At 42.5% G+C, this 21,050-nt stretch carries 17 protein-coding genes; 5 read left to right on the top strand and 12 right to left on the bottom strand.

What is annotated here, in order from left to right:
* Nucleotides 1-16 precede the first annotated feature (16 nt).
* Entirely contained in the window at nt 17-499 is a 483-nt protein-coding gene (locus GWO68_RS06760; RefSeq protein WP_162345652.1) for an ankyrin repeat domain-containing protein, read from the top strand.
* A 41-nt stretch (nt 500-540) separates the two neighbouring features.
* Here the strand turns inward: GWO68_RS06760 and GWO68_RS06755 are convergent, their stop codons facing one another.
* Nucleotides 541-963, bottom strand: coding sequence for an EamA family transporter (locus GWO68_RS06755; protein WP_162345651.1), 423 nt, complete (start codon nt 961-963; stop codon nt 541-543).
* Between the two features lie 421 nt (nt 964-1,384).
* Entirely contained in the window at nt 1,385-1,747 is a 363-nt protein-coding gene (locus GWO68_RS06750; RefSeq protein WP_162345650.1) for a methylglyoxal synthase, read from the bottom strand.
* A gap of 245 nt (nt 1,748-1,992) precedes the next feature.
* Here GWO68_RS06750 and GWO68_RS06745 point away from each other — a divergent pair, with 245 nt between their 5' ends.
* The 4 genes from GWO68_RS06745 to GWO68_RS06730 all read left to right on the top strand — a co-directional run bounded on the left by GWO68_RS06745 (nt 1,993) and on the right by GWO68_RS06730 (nt 8,655).
* Nucleotides 1,993-2,547, top strand: a complete 555-nt coding sequence (locus tag GWO68_RS06745) for a serine acetyltransferase (RefSeq protein WP_162345649.1) — start codon at nt 1,993-1,995, stop codon at nt 2,545-2,547.
* A 968-nt stretch (nt 2,548-3,515) separates the two neighbouring features.
* Nucleotides 3,516-4,790 (top strand): polysaccharide lyase, encoded by a 1,275-nt coding sequence (locus tag GWO68_RS06740; protein WP_162345648.1) that lies wholly within the window; start codon nt 3,516-3,518, stop codon nt 4,788-4,790.
* An 840-nt stretch (nt 4,791-5,630) separates the two neighbouring features.
* Nucleotides 5,631-6,995 carry an exopolysaccharide biosynthesis polyprenyl glycosylphosphotransferase gene (locus tag GWO68_RS06735; protein WP_162345647.1) on the top strand — a complete coding sequence of 455 codons (1,365 nt, stop codon included), beginning with the start codon at nt 5,631-5,633 and terminating at the stop codon, nt 6,993-6,995.
* Between the two features lie 49 nt (nt 6,996-7,044).
* Entirely contained in the window at nt 7,045-8,655 is a 1,611-nt protein-coding gene (locus GWO68_RS06730; protein ID WP_162345646.1) for a hypothetical protein, read from the top strand.
* A gap of 3 nt (nt 8,656-8,658) precedes the next feature.
* Here the strand turns inward: GWO68_RS06730 and GWO68_RS06725 are convergent, their stop codons facing one another.
* The 10 genes from GWO68_RS06725 to GWO68_RS06680 all read right to left on the bottom strand — a co-directional run bounded on the left by GWO68_RS06725 (nt 8,659) and on the right by GWO68_RS06680 (nt 20,871).
* Complete coding sequence (locus GWO68_RS06725; protein ID WP_162345645.1) at nt 8,659-9,585, bottom strand: glycosyltransferase family 2 protein; 927 nt, start codon at nt 9,583-9,585, stop codon at nt 8,659-8,661.
* A 60-nt stretch (nt 9,586-9,645) separates the two neighbouring features.
* The gene (locus tag GWO68_RS06720; protein ID WP_162345644.1) at nt 9,646-11,103 is read right to left on the bottom strand and encodes a lipopolysaccharide biosynthesis protein; all 1,458 of its coding nucleotides are present in this window, start codon (nt 11,101-11,103) and stop codon (nt 9,646-9,648) included.
* A gap of 84 nt (nt 11,104-11,187) precedes the next feature.
* Entirely contained in the window at nt 11,188-12,495 is a 1,308-nt protein-coding gene (locus GWO68_RS06715; protein ID WP_162345643.1) for a nucleotide sugar dehydrogenase, read from the bottom strand.
* Between the two features lies 1 nt (nt 12,496).
* Complete coding sequence (locus GWO68_RS06710) at nt 12,497-13,531, bottom strand: DUF354 domain-containing protein (protein ID WP_162345642.1); 1,035 nt, start codon at nt 13,529-13,531, stop codon at nt 12,497-12,499.
* 107 nt (nt 13,532-13,638) lie between these two features.
* On the bottom strand, nt 13,639-14,517 hold the full coding sequence (locus GWO68_RS06705) for a glycosyltransferase family 2 protein (RefSeq protein WP_162345641.1): 879 nt from the start codon (nt 14,515-14,517) through the stop codon (nt 13,639-13,641).
* An 84-nt stretch (nt 14,518-14,601) separates the two neighbouring features.
* On the bottom strand, nt 14,602-15,921 hold the full coding sequence (locus GWO68_RS06700) for a hypothetical protein (RefSeq protein ID WP_162345640.1): 1,320 nt from the start codon (nt 15,919-15,921) through the stop codon (nt 14,602-14,604).
* A 34-nt stretch (nt 15,922-15,955) separates the two neighbouring features.
* On the bottom strand, nt 15,956-17,059 hold the full coding sequence (locus tag GWO68_RS06695; RefSeq protein ID WP_162345639.1) for a glycosyltransferase: 1,104 nt from the start codon (nt 17,057-17,059) through the stop codon (nt 15,956-15,958).
* Between the two features lie 4 nt (nt 17,060-17,063).
* Nucleotides 17,064-17,579, bottom strand: coding sequence for a UpxY family transcription antiterminator (locus tag GWO68_RS06690; protein ID WP_162345638.1), 516 nt, complete (start codon nt 17,577-17,579; stop codon nt 17,064-17,066).
* 166 nt (nt 17,580-17,745) lie between these two features.
* Nucleotides 17,746-20,058 carry a GumC family protein gene (locus GWO68_RS06685; RefSeq protein WP_162345637.1) on the bottom strand — a complete coding sequence of 771 codons (2,313 nt, stop codon included), beginning with the start codon at nt 20,056-20,058 and terminating at the stop codon, nt 17,746-17,748.
* A 27-nt stretch (nt 20,059-20,085) separates the two neighbouring features.
* Nucleotides 20,086-20,871 carry a polysaccharide biosynthesis/export family protein gene (locus tag GWO68_RS06680; protein ID WP_162345636.1) on the bottom strand — a complete coding sequence of 262 codons (786 nt, stop codon included), beginning with the start codon at nt 20,869-20,871 and terminating at the stop codon, nt 20,086-20,088.
* Nucleotides 20,872-21,050 lie beyond the last annotated feature (179 nt).

Genomic DNA, 21,050 nt, shown 5'->3' with positions numbered 1-21,050 from the left:
CCTAACCTGCAACCCCATGACCTTTTACTCCACCAATAAAGAACACCTGCTTTTTGACGCAGCTCGTAATGGCGACCTCGATTACCTGAAACAATGTATTGCCGACGGTGCTGATTTGAGTATAAAAAACGGGAGAGGATTTACGCCGCTGATCATAGCCACGTACGACGAGCAGCTGGAAGCCACGCGTTTATTGTTGGAAGCCGGCGCCGACCCAAACGTGCAGGATGCTGCGGGCAACACAGCCCTGATGGGAGTAAGCTTTAAAGGCTACCCGGAAATTGCAAAATTATTGCTGAAATATGGTGCTGACCTGAATCTGCAGAATGGAAATGGCGGCACTGCGCTGATGTTTGCCACGTTGTTTGGTCGTAACCAACTGGTAAAATTACTGACCGAAGCCGGTGCCGATAAAACGATACGTGATGTTCGCGGCCTGACCGCCCTCGACCTGGCTTACCAGCAAGGCAACGCAGAGGCTATTCCTTTTCTACAGTAAGCTGGGTACAACTATAGATACGCTAAAAAATCTTGCTGAAATTACTTCCAGATAAGGATTAGTGTGCCGGCAAGTATCGTTCCCATGCCCAACAGCAGGCGTGGCGTGAGCGGCTCTTTCAATAAGAAATAGGAAAGCAGTACTGTTATAATAATACCGGCCCGGTCTATAGTTGCCACCACAGACACATCGGCAGTTTTAAGGGCTTTAAAGTATAAGATCCAGTAAACGGCGGTGCAGGCTCCGGCAAGTATAAACCAGGTAAGTGTTTTGTTGTCTATAACTTTAAGGCCTTTGAGGGCGCCGGCATACCAGGCGTTGGCTACTACCATGGCAAACAACACGCCGGTGCGTATTACCAGCGCTACGTGCTCGTCGGCACCGCCCATTCCCATTTTTGCAAATACCATCGCCACACCGCCGGTAAACATTGCTATTAACGCATAACTAAGCCAGGGCTCCATTCGCTTTCAAAACCAGTTTAATCATGTTGCAATGTTACAGCTTGTTTTGTTTCGGGCGGCCATTTACCTGTAAAAAAGTTTTGCCAACTACAGGTTTCCGCGACAGGCTTGTTTTTATGATGAAATTTGGTCTTGTTTTGCTGTGTAACAGGGCAGTAACTATAGCTATGCATCGGCTTTAAATCGTATGTAACACAGGAGGGTAGTTACCATCTGAAAACTATAGTTTACAGGGTATAACTGCCACCAAATCATACGAAATTAAACTTAACTATAATTGTATGGAAAGACTGGTTATAGTAATGGTGCTGGCGCTTTATGGCGTCGGGTACCTGATTTACAAGTTGTACGGCAAAGAAGAGCCAAGTCAGAAATTTTACGACCATTACTGGCTGGAGTAAACGATGCTGACTATAGTTCGTTATTTCTGAAGCACGATCAGGTCGGCAGAGGCGCGGTTCAGGGCAATCGGAATGTTGTTGATGACAGCAGTGCGGATAAGCGTCTGGATGTCGTGCTCGTGCCCGTGCGGGGTTTCCACATCAATAAAGAAAATAACCTTTTGTATCTCGCCCTGCAGGATGCGTGCCGCCAGTAATATGTCGCCTCCGCTTGGCCCGTGCCCGAATGGCTCTACGTTCAGGTCCAGCAGGTTATTTATAAGTTTGGCTGTGTTGGTTGTACCGATCATACTATAGCTTCGTAGCGCTTCCTGGTTCTCCTTTACCCAGTTTAGCAGGTCGGTTTTACGGTTGTCGTGGGCAATCAGGGCTATCGTTTTCATTTCTGATCCGGTGTAAAATTATACATCATTTGCTGTTAACAATGTAGGTAATCCTTTTATCGGGAGCAAGCGTAAAGTGCTAAATCAGGCTTGTGTAATCTGTAACCATACAAGCTTTTGCTGCTATGTAATAGCTAGTGCATTTTAGGATGCTAACATAGGCTGACCGGCCATTTTTATTCCGGAAACCGACAACAGCAGCCCCATGTCTCTCGTATTCGCCACAACAGCTTAATAGTAAATTTATGATATCATATGTATTTCAAGATTGGAAAGCCAACAAGCATAACCTGAAAGGCCGGTTAGTGATGGTGCTTTTCCGGTTAGCCCGCCCTGCTTCTTTAAACAATAAGTTTCTCCGGATTTTGTGGTTACCTTATCTGGCCTTTTATAAAGTGTTTGTAGAATGGTTTCTGTGCATAGAATTGCCACATTGGACCACCGTAGGAGAAGGTTTTTACATCGGGCATGGGCAGGCGTTGGTTATAAACGGGTGCAGCATTATAGGTAAAAACTGTTTTGTGAGGCATTGTACTACGCTTGGTAACATCCGTTACGAAGACGGGACTTTCTCCGACTCACCTATACTTGGCGATAACGTAGAACTGGGCTCCAATGTATGTATTATAGGCGGTGTAAGAATCGGTAACAACGTCCGGATTGGGGCAGGCTCGGTGGTAGTAAAAGATATACCTGACAATTGCGTAGCCGTAGGCAACCCGGCCCGCGTTATCAAAACCTTAACCCCGGTTGCTCCCAAAGTACAGTATCAGCAGGAAGAAGAAGAAGCGCTTGTATAGTTGTTTTCTAAAGGTAACTATAGCTATAACACATTGCTTTACGACTTATCACTTCCTTTGCATGGGTTAGGATAGCCGAAGCTATGACCGGTTATTAACTTATACTTACAAACGTATGACCCTAACTGCCACCAACAGTTAACGATAGATTTGTTTTGTATCAATTGCTGCGCTATAGCTGCAACATACTGGTTTAAAATTATGCCTTAACGATAGGTTGTATTTTATACCCAGAAGTATGTTATTGCTCTAGCGCAGCTCTTTTTTACAGCAAGGCCTAAACTTGCTTACACATTGTTGCTTTTGCTAGTCTCACTTCTGCAGATTCACAGATTATTTCCTTTTGCTTACAAACACATTTTAATCAGGTACAACTATAGTTTGGTTTAAATGAGTTAAGCACATTTTGTTATATCTGTCTGGTTTGGTTCTTCAATCCGGCACAAGTGTGTGCAGTGTTTTTTAAGCTCTATAACAACCCGCACACTTTTAAACTAAGCAGATACTCCGCCTATGGATTGCAATAAATTTAGATCAATTAGGGCTGCCTTGTTTGTATAATTATAATTCGTAAAGCATTGTGTTTTAGGTATGTATGAAAAAATGTAATGCAATTTTGCCTGTTTTTGGTAACCTGCCCGGTTGAAATTGTCGGATAAGAAGAATTTTGTGAAAAAACTAAGTTTAAGTGTTTACCAATTGAATTATTGGTTCTACCTTTATGTATCACAATAGCGCAAACATTCAATTTGTGTAAAAAGGCAGACGGTCTTTGATAGGTATTAAATGTTGAATTATAATTGATTAGCAGGCGTATGATTAAACTTCTAGGTTGTAAACTTTTGTAATAATACAATTTAAAACACTTTAAACACTTTTAAATTTTTCAAAAGCAAAATTGCATTTAAGTGATAGAAGATCTTAGTGTAGTCGAGTAATTTTGCTTCCATTTAACTTTTTTAGCCAAAATGAATCTTAACTTTCGTAATATTTTAACGCCCCTAGTACTAGGTGCAGTGCTGGTTTCTTGTGAGAAAAAAGAACTAGAAGAAGTATCACCAAACCAGGCATTATCTTCAGAAGTTACAAGTTTAGCCACGTCTGGCAACTTACTTTTTAACGAAACATTCGAGAATAGCACCGTTTTTTCAGGTGTATACAAGCAGTTCGGTACAGACCACGCTTTTAATGTAGCAGGCAGCCCGGTACTAAACGGAGCCAAGTCTGGCCGATTTGAACTACGTGATACTGACCCTATTACAAGTGGTGGTACCCGTTCCGAGATCCTTTTCCCGTATCAGAGCAACCTGAACAGATGGTATGTGTTCTCGGTTTACCTGCCTTCATCAGACTGGCAGTATGACAGCAAGCAGGATGTAATTAGCCAGTGGCACCAGGGCGGAGGTAAAAACCCGTCATCTTCTTTAAGAATTAAGCGCGACAGGCTTGTGTACGATGTACGTACAGACCCTTCTAACCCAAAAACTATTGATATGGGTGCTGTAATTAAAGATAAGTGGCAGACATTTGTTGTACACATCAAACACTCGCACAACTCTGACGGTTTAGTTGAGATCTGGCAGAATGGTGTGAAAGTAGTTAACTATGCAGGCGGTAACAGCTACGATTCAAGCTTCGACAAGCCACGCTGGAAACTAGGTATCTATAAGTCTGACTGGAACTACGATGAAACTACAGACACCAAGAAGCGCGTACTTTACTATGACGACATCAAACTTGGTAACGAGAATTCAACTATAGCAGACTTTTCGTATACAGCTACTGCGCCGGCACCTGAACCTGCTCCTGCACCAGAGCCAACGCCTGCACCAGCTCCAGAACCTACTCCGGTAGAAGAGCCGGTAAGCACTACTACAAGCAAAATTGTAAGCTTTACGCTGATAAATGCAGATACTGAAAAGGATATCATGACGATCACGAATGGCGCTACTATTAAGTTAAGTTCGTTACCTACCAAGCGATTAACTGTACGTGCCAATACGTATCCTGCATCTGTTGGAAGTGTGCGTTTTAACTTGAGTGGTGCCAGCAGCAAAAATGGTAATGACAACGCCTTCCCTTATGCATTGTTTGGTGATAACGGTAGCGGTAATTACTACTATGGTACCTGGAGCCCACCAAAAACTGGTACTTATACCCTAAAAGCTACACCTTATTCAGGTAAAGACGCAAGCGGTACTGCAGGTACAGCTCAAACGATACAGTTTACTATAGCCAGATAATTGGTTAGGTAATAACCAAGCATATATAAAAAGGGCAGCTTTAAAAGCTGCCCTTTTTTATTTACCATTATGTAGGTTACCGGGCAGTTGATGGCTATAGTTATATTAGTAAAATCCTATAGTTTAAGTTGCTTTTTAAAAGAGATTTGGTAAGTTTGGGTAAAGCCGATGAGCATTAATAATTAGGTATATAGCTATTAATGCCATATAATATATATTGATTTTAGCATTCTTAGGCTACATGTATGATTTTAATATTTATAAGATAATTATAAAATAGAAGCATCTTATTCAGTGAAACTATAGTATACTTATTTGAAAGGTATTATATATATAAAAAATATAAATATATGTAAAATATGATAATCCTTTCACAAACTATATACAAGGCCATACATCAGTAAATCAATTATTTAAATTAACAAGCTATGAGAAAGGTTTGCCGCTATAAAATTTTTTATCGTGCTGTTAATACCGGATAAGCTACGATTAATAAATACCTACTATTTAATAGTTATTCACCCCATAAACTATAGTTAGTTTACGCTCATTACTACCTCAAAAAACAATAGATAGCACAACGGAAAATAACCTACAGTCTTAAAAAGACTGCACTAGTGAATTCCACCTTTTTGTTGTTCTGTCTACTCCGGTATCTCACCCGTACTTACTGCGCATTTACATTCATTCTTATGCTTTAGGAGGGTTTTACCCAGGAAAGCGAAAGTTGAAATGTGCCGCTACGCATTAAATGTAGTTTAATGCGGTTTCTCCCTTTCAGGAGTTAAAAGATAAAGGTTATACACTTAACCTGTTTGCTATAACAATAACTGTTTGATTATGACAAAGCATTGGCAGAGAGTTTCAGTTATACTTATAGGCGGAGAAATCTTATCTCTTAATCTGATTGTATTTTTCGTTATCTATTATGTTAATGAAAATATTCAGAAGTCGAATATCTGGTTACTTTTCATAGGTTTTATCCTGTTCTGGATTCTGTTCAGTTACTGGCGTAAAGTTTCAGCTATAAATTTCCGGGAAGGATCTCCGCTCTCAAACGTCCTGAGCAAAGCGTATATCATACTAATGTGCTTTGCTACCTTTCTGTATCTATTTCATCCTGCTATAGTTCCGCAAATTAACCTTATAATGGCTACTGTGCTGGGGCTACCGGCTATAGCTATACCTGTTAGTTTTTTAGCCATAACAGCTGTAAACTATATTAAGACCTATGAGCCCGAAAAAAAGCATACCCTTATTGCAGGCGTTGGCAACTTAGCTTTAAATGTAGAAAAGAGCTTGAGCAACAGGGAGATACAAGGGTACATTAAGTGTAAAAACGAAGAATGCCAGGTAGGAAAGGATAAAATAGTAGGGGAGCTGGCTGGAATTTATGATTATCTGAAAAAAAACCCTGTAGATGAGATTGTTATAGCTATACCTGTAAAACCTTCCAAAAAGATCCGCAACATTGTAAAAGCAGCCGACTACTATGGCATACGGGTTAAATACGTACCCGATTACCAGAATTTATTTGGTACCAGCGTTAAAACCAAACGCTATGGCAGCATCGAGACGGTAAATGTCAGGCAACTTCCCCTGGATGGCTCCCTGCCTTCGTCACTTAAAAACGGTTTCGACAAGCTATTCGCATTTATTGCCATAATTTTACTGATGCCGCTTTTCCTGGTGCTGGCTATCCTTATAAAAGCAGATTCTCCGGGACCTGTTTTTTATTGCCCAATCCGGATAGGCAAGGCTGGTAAACCATTTCGGGTAATCAAATTCAGAACCATGTCAGTGAGCGATGACCCGGCGGGCGGTACCATGTCCACGCAGAGCAACGACCCGCGTGTTACAAAAATCGGCAAGCTGCTGCGCGCCTATAGTTTAGATGAGCTGCCGCAGTTCTTTAACGTACTGATCGGGAATATGAGCGTAGTTGGCCCCAGACCCCACAGAAGTTACCTGAACGAGCAGTTACAGAAAAGCGAAGAGAAGTACATGATCAGGCATTATTACAAGCCCGGTATAACAGGTTGGGCACAGGTAAACGGCTGGCGCGGACCCACCGAAACAAAAGAGCAAAAAAGCCAGCGCACCCGCCACGACATCTGGTACATGGAAAACTGGTCTTTCTTACTTGATCTGAAAATTATATTGTTAACCATTTTTAGTAGTAAAACCCGCAAAAACGCTTTTTGATTACCCTTTTAGCGTATACTATACTGGCGCTTTTTACTGATTGGTGTTAATGAATAAAGCCCTCTTCATACTTCTGTTATTTTTTTCGTTCTGTTTTTTTCTGGCGACAAGCCAGAAGCGGGAAACCTATGCCTATCATCAAATACCCAATAACCGTCAGCAGAGCCTGGTAAAGCTATCAGATGACGGCAGGTTACACTATGGTTTATATGCCAACGAAGGGGAAGCCGAAGCAATAAACATGGTGCCAGATTTCTCGTTTGCAGGCTATATGGGTGGAGGTGTCGCATTGCCTGATGTAACCGTTAAAATTACGCTAACACCACTACCCGGAGATAACAAACAGCAGCTTCAGAAGGCTATAGATAGCATAAGCAGTTTGGCGCCTGACAAGCATGGCTTAAGGGGGAAGATTTTACTGAAAGCCGGCAGCTATAGTGTAAACGGTAGCTTAAAAATAAGGGCAGGCGGGGTTATACTTTCAGGAGAAGGGCAGGGGGAGAAAGGAACTATACTCAAGGCTGACAAACCATCCAAACATATTTTTATACTTGTCGGAAATACCCCAGAACCAGCAAAGGTTGCAGAAGAAAGCTATGTTACTATTACGTCTGATTTTGTACCAACCGGTGCCGTAAAGTTTACTATAGAAAATGCTGATAATTACCGGGCAGGGGACACCATTGTGGTGCTAAAAACCCCGACCATGGATTGGATTAAAAAGCTGGATATGGCAAAGTATGGCTGGACGCCGGAAGAATACAGAATACCGCATGAGCGTGTAATAACAGCAGTTAACGACAGGCAGCTAACTATAAATATACCAATCGTAGACCCAATCAGTAAAAGCGAAGGAGGAGCCGTGATTTATAAAGCACTTAATCGCGGCCGAATAAAACAAAGCGGCATCGAAAACCTGAGATTAGTATCTGCTTACAAAAATGATGAGGATGAGGCCCATGCCTGGACAGCCATTAAGTTTCAGAACACCGAAAATTGCTGGGTAAAAAACGTTACTGCGCTATACTTCGGGTTTTCGGCGGTAACTATAGATAAGAGCGCCACCTTTAATACCGTGCAGGATTGCGCCATGCTCGACCCCAAGGCTAAAACAGAGGGCAAACGTAAATATTCATTTAATATACAGTCGGGTAGTTTTAATTTAATACAGAGGTGCTATACCAGGGGAGGGCGCCATGACTTTGTGACCGGACCTAAAGTAACTGGCCCCAATGTGTTTTTAGATTGCTATAGTGCCGATGCGAAATCTGATATAGGGCCACACCACAGGTGGGCGACAGGTACTTTGTTTGATAATGTGGCAGGAAGGGAGTTACGAGTAATAAACAGGAAAAGCAGTGGCACAGGGCACGGCTGGGCAGGCGCACAAACAATGTTCTGGAACAGCACCAGTACATCTGGCAAAGGAATATCCGTGGAAAGCCCACCCGGAAGTATAAACTGGTTAATGGGCGGTGAAAGCAGAAATGTAAGTGGAAATGGCTACAATGAAGGTGTAGGGCAAGCGCTTAAACCCAGAAGCTTATACCTGGCGCAACTACAAGACAGGCTTGGCCCCAGCGCGGTAAAAAATGTAACTATAGCTGCCCAGAGAAAAGGCAACCTGGATGCAGAACTAGTAAAGTGGGCTGGTAAGTAAAAACTATAGTTGCGGCTTTCTTAACCGGGTTTCAATCAGCAACTTCTTCACATGCAGTTTCAGGCACATATAGTAAAACGAAAGGCTTAGGTTCATTTTAAACAGCAGGCTATAGTCTATACTTTTCCCACCGTCTACTTTTTCAGTCAGTATTTTATAAATGCGCCTGTTCTGGAAATAACGGATTGCTTTCTTCAGTCTTTTATCAGTAGTGCTTTGCTGTATGTTCTGTATTGAGCTGGAAAAAGAATATGCAACATCCCGTTCAACTGCTTTTGTCACCATATTTACTGAATCCAGGTAATACGATGTCATGGGTTTGGTGATGCGGAGGTTCTTTTTGCTTTGCCATAAACACCTGATCCAGGTGTCCATATCGCCACCTCTTTTAAACCCTGTTTCCGGGAAACCGCCTGCTATAGTTATAAGCTCCTTTTTCATGGAGATACCGCCGGTCCACATGGGTTGCGGGCCGTTAAAAAAGTCTGTTAACGTAAACTGCTTTATTTTTTCATCTTTATATTTCAGCGAATAGGGATCCGGTTTTCGGCTGTTTCCTTTCACCTTTAGCCAACCCCAGCTCAAAATTTCCACTTCTGCATCTTCCTGAACTATCCGGGCCAGCGTTTCCATTACATCGGGTGTCCATTCATCGTCAGCATCCAGAAAACAAACCCACTTTTTAGTAGCGTGTTGTATGCCGGCATTGCGGGCAGCATAGCCACCGGGGCCGGGTGTGTCGCGCCGGAGCAGTTGAATACGGGAGTCGTCGAATTCCAGAAGTTTTTCAGAAGAGCCGTCCGTAGAGGCATCGTCCACCAGTAAAAGCTCGAAATGAGGATACGTCTGGTTTAGTACCGAAAAAACAGACCGTTCGAGATGCGGAAGCTTATTATGAACCGGAATTATTACAGAAAACTCAGGACGCATTATGCTTTATGATGTAGTGATAGAGCGCTTTATAAAACTATAGCGATGGACTGATTATAGTTAAGGTGCAACCGTTTTCTTCCTTAAAAACTTTATACTTCTGAGGTGTTTGAGGAGTTCAGCTTTCATCATCAGCCAGATTACAAGACTATAGCTTACCCCCAGCAATACCGCACATACCACGTAATGAACACCATAACTATAGGCCACAAACGTAACAACATAGGCTACCACACTTGCGGTTAAGGGCGGGCTAATAGCTGAAATGACATCTGAAAACCGGATACCCAGGAATTTCTTTAAATAAAATTGGGCTATGACCACTTCCAGCACTTTATTGATAACATACGCCGAAGCAGCACCTATAATGCCGTACCAGTAAATGCCGAGTGCTATAGTTGGCAAGTATAAAATGGCCTTTAAAAACTGCATGCGCATCTCCAGGTTGGTTTTGCCCAGTCCTCTTATTAAGGTAGAGTGGCTGTTTACCAGCAAGTGAATCATAACAGAGAAGGCCAGGATCTTTAGAGGAATGACTGCTTCCACCCACTTCAGGCCAAAGTAATTGACCACAAAAGGCTCGCCCAGCACGATGAGGAAAACCATAACAGGATAAACGCAGATGCTGTTATACTTTACTACTTTAAAATACACATTCTTTAGTGTGCTTTTTGAGTCCTGGTTTTGCCCGTAAACCGGAAACATTACCCGGTTTATCATTTTGGTAAGCTGCGTCCGGAAGGTATCTGTCAGCACGAAAGCAAGCGTGTATACCCCAAGGGCAGTGGCACTTAACAATTTTCCTATCAGCAGGTAATCAAAGTTCAGCATCAGTGTTGTTAAAAATTCAGTGCCCATGGTATACACCCCGAAGCTAAACACATCATTAAAAGCCTGCTTATCCCAGCTAAATTTGGGAAGCCATTTGGTCGCATTAAAATATAAAGGCACCGCTATAATGGTAGATGCAACCGAATTGAAAACCAATGCCCAAATACCGGCACCCAGTAAAGCCAAAATAACGGCCGCCACCCCCGCAACTATAGACGAAGCATTATTGATGAAAGCCAGCTTTTTAAAGCTCATCTGTTTCGTGAGCTGTGCCCGGTGCACTAGGTTTATAGGATTAAAAAGCACCCCTAAACCCAGCACTGGAATGATGGTACTAAGTTGTGGTTGTTTGTAAAATTGCGCAGCCAACGGAGCTGCCACAAACGCAATGAGCAGGTAAATAACTACAGACCAGGCAATACCAGCCCAGAAAGCAGTGTGATAGTGCAGTTCGGTCAGGTTCTCTTCTTTTTTTTGAACAAGTGCTGCGCCTATTCCCAGGTCGTTTAGTATTTGTATAAAGCTTATGAAAACGGTAGCCATACCAACCAAGCCAAACTGATCCGGGAAAAGTAAGCGGGCAAGTATAAGTTTTATCACAAAGGCAAATACCCTGCTGATCAGGAGCTGAATGGTGCTCCAGAATAACCCGCTGACTATTTTACCTTTTAACTTTCCGGCTTCCATTTATACTTGCATTTACCACTATCCAACTAAGATTTACGTGGCCAGACCTTAGCGCAACTATAATGCACTTACCACTTAATAAGCTTACCAGCATAATCCTTCATAGTTAGGCAGGCACTCAAGTTCTTTCACTCTAACAAGGTCTATAACGGCATGTTTATCTTTTAAGAGCTCGTTGTGTGGCCCGGCATCAAAGTTCCGGTGGTTTATTACTATCACATCGTTGTTGCGGATGGCGGTTTCCAGGTCATCTGTTATTAGTTCTGATAAGTGTGGCAAACGCTCGTTTATAAAAGCTTTGTTAGCCCCGATCAGTTTTGAGAGCCGCACATTTTCATCGTAGATCGTTACATGATACCCTTTGCCAATTAACGTTTCAGCGAGGTCTACAGATGGGCTATACCTGAGGTCGTCTGTGCCTTCTTTAAAGCTCAGGCCTATAAAACATACATTCCGTTTACCGGTTTTTGCCACCAGTTCGTACGCCATTTTTTTCTGATGTTCGTTGGAGTTATCGATGCAGCCAAGTATAGGCGTCTGTATATAGTTATCGTGGCCCAATGTTACAAAACCTTTCAGGTCTTTGGGCAGGCACGAGCCGCCGTAAGCAAAGCCTGGTTTAAAATAGGCCGGCGAAATATTGAGCCGCGTGTCTTTGCAGAACAGCTCCATTACCTTATGCGAGTCGATGGAAAGGGATTTGCATACATTGCCCACTTCGTTGGCAAAAGCGATTTTAAGGGCATGATAGGAATTGTTTACATACTTGATTACCTCCGCAATTTTAACATCTGTAACCTCAATCGGGGCATCCAGGCAACTATAGATAGATACCACTTTTTGGATTGCTCCGTCGTGGTCGCCGCCAATTACAGTTACCGAAGGGTGGTAATAATCTTTTACGGCTGAGCCCTCCCTTAAAAACTCCGGGTTTGATACCACCGAAAAATGCTCGCCACGTTTCTTGCTTGATTTTTCTTCTATAATCTCCCCAAAGCGCTTGTTTGTGCCCGGCAAAACGGTACTCCTGATCACGACAGTATGGAAATCATCTTTCGATTTAAGCGCTTCTCCGATCTGCTCGGCGGTGTTATAGATAAAAGACAGGTTTAAGTGGCCCTGCGGAGAGGAGGGAGTACCGACACATATTATACTTAGCTCTGAGTTATGAACAGCCTCACAGGCACATAAGGTAGCGGCTATTAAGCCTTTATCGTGCCCCTCTTTTATGATAACATCGATGTCTTTCTCTAATATGGTAGGAATACCTTTGTTAATGAGGTCAACTTTGTGTTCGCTCACATCTACGCCAATTACCTGGTGCCCGTTCTTAGCCAGGCACCCCAGACTTACACACCCTACGTATCCTAAGCCAAAAATTGAGATTACCATATTACTGATAGCTATAGTTGTTTATCTGTTCTTTCATAAATACGTTCATGTCATCCCAGTCATGAAGCAATTGGGTACGCACTGCTGTTTGCACTTGCTCGTCAAAAGGGATACTAACCTGTTGATTTATATAATCGATTGCGTTAGCTTCCGGCAAGTGTTTTAGTATACCAAGGTCCATAAGCAGCTCATTGGCTTTCATTTTTCTGATGCCGCAGTAAATGCTTGGCACACCCAGCATGGCGCCTTCCCGGGCCATGCTATCACCTGACGAAACAACCAGTTTGGAGTAGTAGATAAGAGAATGAATATCGCCAACCGGCTCTTGTAAGATAACCCAGTGGGCAGGAAACCGGTGAGCTATAGTTTTATCTTCCAGTGATAATACAACTTTGGCTTTTGGGTCTATCTCTTTACTGAAACTGCAAACGATCGCATCGTCCTGGTTATAGTAGTTAAACGACTTGTTACTAACCTCCCTGATAAAGACATATTCGTGTGGCTGAAGTCCGTATTGCTGCAGTATAGTTGTGTCAGGTTTAAACCGGGCAGGGCTTAAATAACTCCATTCTTTCAGGCAATTGAAGACAGATGTTTTCCTGGTCTTTTTAACTATAGGCGGGAAAAACAGCTGGTTAGAAAAAGTAGCATTCAGGTCTGTTATCCGGCTTCTTTCAGGGTCATCATAAAATTGGATGATCGGGACGTTGGATAGTTTGCAGGCCAACGCTAATGGGATGCTGCTGGCAGCTACACAAATGTTATACCTGTGCTTTTTTATCAGGTCCAGGAACACCAGGGTACGTTTTATATTTCCATCCCAGAGTATAGACCATTTGGTGCCATTGCTGCTTCCGATAGGTATCGTGTTAAAACCAGCGTATTCCGTTTCTATAATCTTAGGCAGCTTTCCACGTTCCAGGTAACAGATCGTCACATCCCAGTCCTCGTCCAGCAGTTCCTTTGATATGCCTTTGAAGAGGTTTAACTGGGCCGGGTGCTTTATATCGAATAGTATCTTTTTCTTACTTTTCATGTGGTTTACCTTTAGCTAAATGCAGGTGATATAGCTTAAAAAAACTGCCTTGGTGTAAGGCCTTAACCTGGTAAAGTACAAGTATGCTTTAAAATAAAATGCGGAAACTATAACTGGTTTGTATACTTTAGCTGGCTGAAGAAGCGCTGTTTCAGAAATTGGCTTACTATCTTTTCTTCTTCTTTGGTAACCAATGGCCGTGTACTTAACTTCAGTTTTAACCCATGCACTAAAAAAGTAATGGCTTCGTAAAATTTCCGTGACCTGGCTAGTTTAATGGCTTTCAGGATGAACATATATACCGGGTAGCTACGGTTGTGGTAGCTGGCTGCTTCGCGCATGATACCGTGCTTTATGCCGCCTTCGGCTGCCCGGGTCTGGGTAGGGTATAAGTGTAAAACAGGTTGCTCAAAAAACTTTTCGGTTATAAAGCCTTTGTGCCTTGCCATAATATCATCTATGCCATCCCAACCTTTAAAGGGTTTGAGCCCGCCAATAGCCTGCAGGCATTCTTTCCTGTAAAATTTGTTAGGCCCCTGGGTATGCCATTTATGTTTCGACTCCACTATTTTTTTGCCATCCTTTAAGATATAGGTGGCACCACTTGCAATACCTAAGGCTGGAAATGCAGCAAACTTCTGAAGTATAAATCCAAGGTAATCATCCCTGTCAATAACCAGGTCAGCGTCCAGTTTAAGCACTACATCCCAGGTTATTTGTAACCCGGCAGCCTTTTCCAGGCCATAGTTAAAAACGTCGATGATGTTTTTTCCAGTGGCCCGGTCGCTGTTATCCGGTTTCAGGCAGTAGTGTATATAGTTTACCTGAGTGCTGTATTGCTTAACTATAGCCGGAGATGTATCTGTTGAATTATCGTCCACCAGTAGCCACGCTTCGGGCTTGGTACCCTGCTTTAATATAGAAGTTATCGTTCGCTCTATTGAGGCTTCTTCATTTTTAAAAGGAGTTATAATCAACAGTCTCATCTTCTCTAGCCCTTAAACAAGCAAAACCAGCAACTATAGGTGCCTTGCCTTTTATATGTTTTATGCCGATAAACCTGCAAAAAATTAATAATGAAGTTGGTAGGTAGCAGTTGTGGCTATTTCTTCTTCGGATTTTACTTTGTGGTATAGCCCCACTACGTAGCCTGCCATCATACCAAGCGGGTACATAAACTGAACCCTGAAAAGCACATCGACCCAGAACATGCCAAACATAAAAATGAAGATCGTACCCAGGAAAACGCGAAGTATAAGTATGTCTCCTGCATTTTGCTGAACCACTTCGTTTTTAAGCAGGCTTCTGGTAATCCGGATCAGTTTCCAGAAAAGGTAGGATAAAAAGCAGATGCCTAAAAGCCCTGTCTCGGTTATAAAAATATCAACGCTATGGCGTAATTTATAGAAATCATAAAACTGTCCGTCGTAGCCAAGGGGGCTTTTGTTTGCGTTGCCAATACCTGTCCCGAACAGCAATGTACCTTTATCGATAAGCAGGTTAAAACTATAGATGATGGAGTCTATTCTTGATAAGCGCCCGGTGCCCGACTTAGTTGCGGCATACTCCATCAGGTATTCTAAATTAATCTCTTTGCCATAGCCATACCCAAGCATAGCATATATATGGATGAACCCAACCAACATGAGCATTGCCAAGCCCCCCAGAAGCATCAGCCTAGAGAAACTGAACTTGAATATAAAGGCCAGGTACACGAAAATAATGGTGAGCACAAACAACATACCTTTTGCCTCTGACAGGATAGGAGGAACCAGCAATAACAGCGCAAGAACCAGGTAAATGAGCTTTTTCTTATCGAAGAGCTGGACAAGGAAATAAAGCAGGCCTATGCCTACAACCAACGACATTACATTTGATGCAAAGCCACCCATGGTACCTGAGATCATATCATAAAGTAATTGCCGGTCTCCCAGGTTCTGAACGCTGGAGGTGTTTAAGAATTGGTACACAGCCACAGGCACCTGTAACAGCGCTAAACCAGTAAGCCAATACATTTCCTGCTTTAGATTATGCCCCTTAGATGCAATTAGATAGCTTACCAGAAAAAGAGGGAAAAAAGAAAAATAGTACCTTATGCCGGAAACCCAAACAAGATAATGGGCTCTCATAGCTTTTATAATCAGAAATTCGAAGAGGCAGAAAGCGACGACTGCAACTATAGCACCAAGTATAAATTTGTTGTCAGGGTAAATTAACAGCAGCCTGATAAGCATGATAACCTGCAAAGCCTCAATGACCATGATAGCAGTTTTAGGTAATAAGCCCAGGTTCATATCAGCCTTGCCCAGAAAGTTATTACCCGCCACCACCCAGTTTAGTGTTAAGGCCAGCAACAAAATAAAAATGATATAATAGTGGTAGAGCTTCATATGTTAAAATGAAACTACAGCTATAGTTGGAGTTTCAGGAAACCGTTAAGCTGGCAAACAGATCGTTATATTTCTGCATGATCAGGTCTACATGGAAATCTTTTGCCCGCTTTATCTGCTTTTCTTTAGCCATCGGGTTATCCAGGGCATGTTCGATCTGGGCGGCCAGGTCCTCTTCACTTCCGACAGCAGCCAGGTAACCAAACTCGCCGTTGTTTATAATTTCGGGAGGGCCAAAGTCGCAGTTAGTAGATACTATAGTTATGCCTGTGGCTAATGCTTCTACAATAACATTCCCGAAGCCTTCGTAATCAGAGGATAAAACAAAGAGGTCAGCCTTAGCTATCCACGAAACCGGGTTTAGTTGGAAGCCCACCAGTTCGATGTGTTCTTGCAGCCCCAGTTGGTTAATCTCTTGCTGCAGCATCTCTTTTAAAGGTCCGTCGCCAACTATAAGCAATTTAATATTCCTGTTTTTTAGCACCCTGGCCACAGCACGGATAAGCAGCAGGTGGTTTTTGGCTTTTGTTAACCGTGCAACATTTACAAGTACCGGTTGCTGCTTAAAAACCAACCACGGATGATCTATGGTATCATGCATGTGCTGTGAAAGGCTATCTGTATAGGCTGGGTTATAAATTGTATTTATCCGTTTTTCCGGGATCAGGGCTATAGTTGCCAGTCGTTGCGAAAGCCCCTTCGAAACAGCTACTATACTATCAGCAAACCTGTAAAAAAGAGGTATACCTAAAAACGTAACCTTCGAGAAAGAGAGCCTGTTGTTGAGGAAAAGCGACAAGGTGTTGTTCCGCTCCGATATTACAATTTTGGTTCTGGTGCCCGTAAGCAGTTTGCAAACTATAGCAAAAATATTGAGGGGTGGAGAGGCGGTAAAAAGTATATCGAATTTATAGTTCTCCAGTATCGCTTTAAATGATTTATAAAGACTGTTTGCTTTAGTGTTACCAAACGTGATCAGCCTCACTTTCGGGTCAAGTATATCCAGGTATTCGCCTTCTTTTTTGATAAGAATTACACTTATGTCGTGACCGTTATGGGCCAGGTACTCAGCACAATTCAGGATCATACGTTGGATGCCACCCTGGTTTAATCTTCTGAAAAAGAAGGCGATCTTCATTTCATTAAGCTGTTAATGACGCAGGCATTTTGGCTATACTTTCTTTACTAATTTCAGCATACAAGGTATAGCCCAGTGAGGGCAGCGCCATACGAACCGTATTGTTCTTAATAGCTACTACGGTACCCTGGTTATCCATCAATGTTCCGGCCGTAATCCTCACCGAATCATGGATGTTTACATTCGTTTTTTCAAGCTGCACATTTGTGTGCTCGTTCAGGAAGCGTTTGATTGTTTCTATTTCTGCATCTTTAATTACAGCTGGTTTGCCCAGCCAGTTAACCAGGTTAAGTATGCCGTTTACTTTGTATAGTTCCTGTACCTGATTTTGGTGGAGATGCACGAATACATAAGACGTAAACAAAGGTACCTGCACTGTCTTTTTTCTGTCGCTCCAGTTTCTGACAACCCTGTTAAGTGGGCAATAGCTCTCTATTTGCAGTTTTGTAAGTTCTTCGGCTACCTTCTTTTCCCAGCGCGGTTTCGTGTAAACTGCAAACCATTTATCTTCTTGTTCCATATCTGCTTCCTGCTATTTTTAAGAATAAACTATGGCTTCGCCTACCTCAGTCACATACAGTAACCGGGACACTCGTTTTTATGATGATAAATACTAAAATACAGGAATGCCGAGGGTGATGATCGGTTGTAAACCTGATGCTGATGTGTGAAAACGGGTAGTTATATTACATTCTGGCGGCTACATTACGCGCTCTGTAGGTTTTATCCTCATACTTGTTTTCGTAACCATAGCCATAGCCATAGCCAAATTGTCCTTTTACAAAGCCTCTCGATTTTACACCGTTAAACACAATGGCAACATTGCTTAAGCACTTAAACTTGCTGCTCTGTGATAAGCGCTGCACTATATTTTTAGGCGTATGCGCGTGCCGTAAAACCAGGAGCGTTATATCAATATATTCTGAAAGCAGGTATACATCTGATACAAGCTCTACAGGTGGCGTATCTATAATGATGTAATCAAACTCTTTTTCAAGGTAAGTAAAGAAGGTATCCAGCTTTTCAGTAACCATCAGGTCGGTGTGGTCGCCGCTGTTTAAACCTGCAGGCACCAGGTACAGGTTCTTAAATGGCGTGGATTTTACGATCTGTTCGGGGCAGATTTCATCGTTCAGGAAATCTATAATACCTGTCTGCTCTCGTAAATCGAACTGAACGGACGTACTGGGGTTACGCAGGTCAAAATCGAGTAATGCTACTTTTTTGCCTGCCGAGGCCAGGCTATAGGCCAGGTTCGCACTCACAAAGCTTTTACCTTCGCCGGGTATACTCGAGGTAACCATGATCTTCTTTTTGAGGGAAGTGCGCCCGTACAGGCCCATAGTTGCTTTCAGTTGCCTGAACTGCTCAACAACACTGATATCGGTAGGCGCCTGAAATAACCTGCCCTGCTGTGGTTTGCCAGCTGATAGTTCGGCAACTATAGGTGCGTTGGTGCATTGCTCAATCTCAGATCTGAAGAGTAATTTGCTGTTCATCAGCTCTTTGCCTATTACAAACAAAAAGCCCAGCCCAGTAGAAACAGTAACCGCAATAAGGTAAACATACAGCGGAATAGGACTGGATGGCACCGGAGACGATTCTGCCATATCTACGATGCGCACTTCGCCGGCACTAGGTGCATTGGATAAAACAGTTTCCTCCCGTTTCTGCAACAGGAAACTATAGGCTTCATTTTTAATGGCCTGCTGCCTGCTGATCTCTAACAGCTCGCGTTCTTTTTGTGGTATATGTTGTAAAGCAGTGCTATAGGAGTTACTGGTTGAAGACAGATTGGAACGACTGGCCATCAGGTTTGCCCGTTGGTTCTGGATATTTTCCAGGATGCCAGGACGTATGCTTTCAATTTCTTTAGACAGTGAAATAAGGATAGGGTTGTTTTCGCCTATAGTTTTGCTAAGCTGCTGATAGCGTATTTCTGAGTCGTATAGTTTCTGCAACATCTGGGTAAGTACAGGGTCGCTGATACCCAGCGTGGATGGCACAATACCAGCCCGGTTGTTTTTAGAAATAATATAACGCTCTACCATATCCAGCACCGCCAGTTGGGTATTTATCTCCGAAATTTTACGGTCGGTTTCGCCTACATTATTTAAAAACAGCTTACTCTGCGAGCTCAGGTCAACGGCCCCGTTATTGGCTTTATACTTTACCACTTCATTCTCTAAATCAAGCAGCTCTTTTTCTACCAGTTTTATGCGGTTCTCTACAAACTGAAGTGTATTGGCCGCCAGTACGTTCTTCTCCGAAACAGCTAACTGCGTGTATGATTTTATCAGCGTGTTAAGTATGTCTTCGCCGCGTTCCGGTACCTGGTCGCTTAGGGTAAGGTCTACTACCGTAGATAGCCTGCTGGAGGCCTGTATGTTAATTCTGCCAAGAAGCGAGCTGGTTATTTTTTTAGGTGAAACGATGGAAAAGAAGAGGGGATTGCTGGGGCTTTCAACCTGTTGTTTGTTTGCTGTAAACCTCATTTTGCCATAGGGCGTTTTTACCCACTTGTCTAAGACATACTGTTTCCCATTTATAGTTACCCTGCGGGTTGCTTTGTTATAGGTAAAATAAACTTTTCCTACCTCTTCGGCTTTATTGGGGTTCTTTAGTTTTATTCTTATCGGGGTTGTACTGTAAGCCGGAATTGCCTTAAATCTGTCTTCTTCATAAATGGGTGCATACAGCCCTAATTTATCTACAACTTCCCGAACCAGTGCATGCGAATGAATTACATTAATTTCGTTTTCTACAATCTTGTTGGTTGTAAAGGCATCAATCGACTCCGTCATTTTGGCATCATTTACGCCCTTGCGTTCGTCTTTAATTAACAGAGAAGCAGTTACTTCGTAGGTTGGTATTTTATAAAAGTTAAGGTAAGCCCATGCACCAGCCAGGGATAAGATGATCAGACCCAAGAAAAGCGGCCAATAAGGAAAATACCTGTAGGTGATCGCGTTAAAAAAGTTATCCTCAGATCTAGACATAATATTGATCCATTTGCTGTAAATAAATTATCGGGTTAGGCGGTCAATGGCGATAACTATAACTGAAACCCCACTGAAAACTACTGGCAACCACTGTCTTGCTAGTCCTGCGTTCTGAATCTTTGTTTTATTAGGTTCTACGTAAATTATGTCATTTGATTTCAAGTAATAGTAGGGAGATTTAAATATTTCATCCGTTGTTAAGTTAATTCTTCGCAGTTGTTTCTTGCCTTCTTCCTCCCGGATGAGTAATATATTTTCGCGGTTGGCGTATATCGTTAAATCGCCGGCCAGGCCAAGCGCTTCCAGTAACGTGATCTTTTCGTTTGGTATAGTTAGTACCGATGGGCGAAGCACCTCGCCTAAGACCGACACTTTATAGTTTAAATAGCGGATATCGATGCTTGGGCTAACTAAAAGCTTGCTGTTGGTAAGTTCATTCCTTAGTTTTTCGGCGAGGGCTTTTTTGGTTAATCCGGCGGCCTTTATCTTACCCAATAACGGAAACTGTATGTATCCGTCCTGGTCTACCAGATAGCCAGCCGCCTGCGATACTGCATTAGTCGTATTGGAACCGCGCGTTGCGTTAGCAGAGGCATCATTAAATAGTTCGCTGGCTTCAGGACTCAGGCTGTTTACTCTTATACTTAGCAGGTCGTTTTTCTGGATAATCGGTTCCAGGTTCTCTACCTGGTCAGGGAAGTCTGTATTCTTGATGTTATCAAAGTAGATCGCATTTTTTGTGCTGGTACAGGAGGCAGTGCTTAAGAGGAGAAACAATACACATAACAACGTAGCGTAGAAGGGTTTCATAAGCATCAGGTTTAGGGCAAAAGCTGTAAATCAGAATATATAGTATTCTATATTTACAATTAGAATATTTAAAAAATATACCAACAAAATAACAGGTTTTAATTACGACGTATAATTTTGAATAGTTACTTTATGATTGATTTAATTTTTTATTAAATCTGGTAACTGATTGCATTTTT

The organism is Pontibacter fetidus, assembly GCF_010119545.1.
GTDB classification, from domain to species: domain Bacteria; phylum Bacteroidota; class Bacteroidia; order Cytophagales; family Hymenobacteraceae; genus Pontibacter; species Pontibacter fetidus.
The sequence above is the reverse complement of the archived record's forward strand: the minus strand, read 5'-3'. Positions and strand labels throughout refer to the sequence as shown.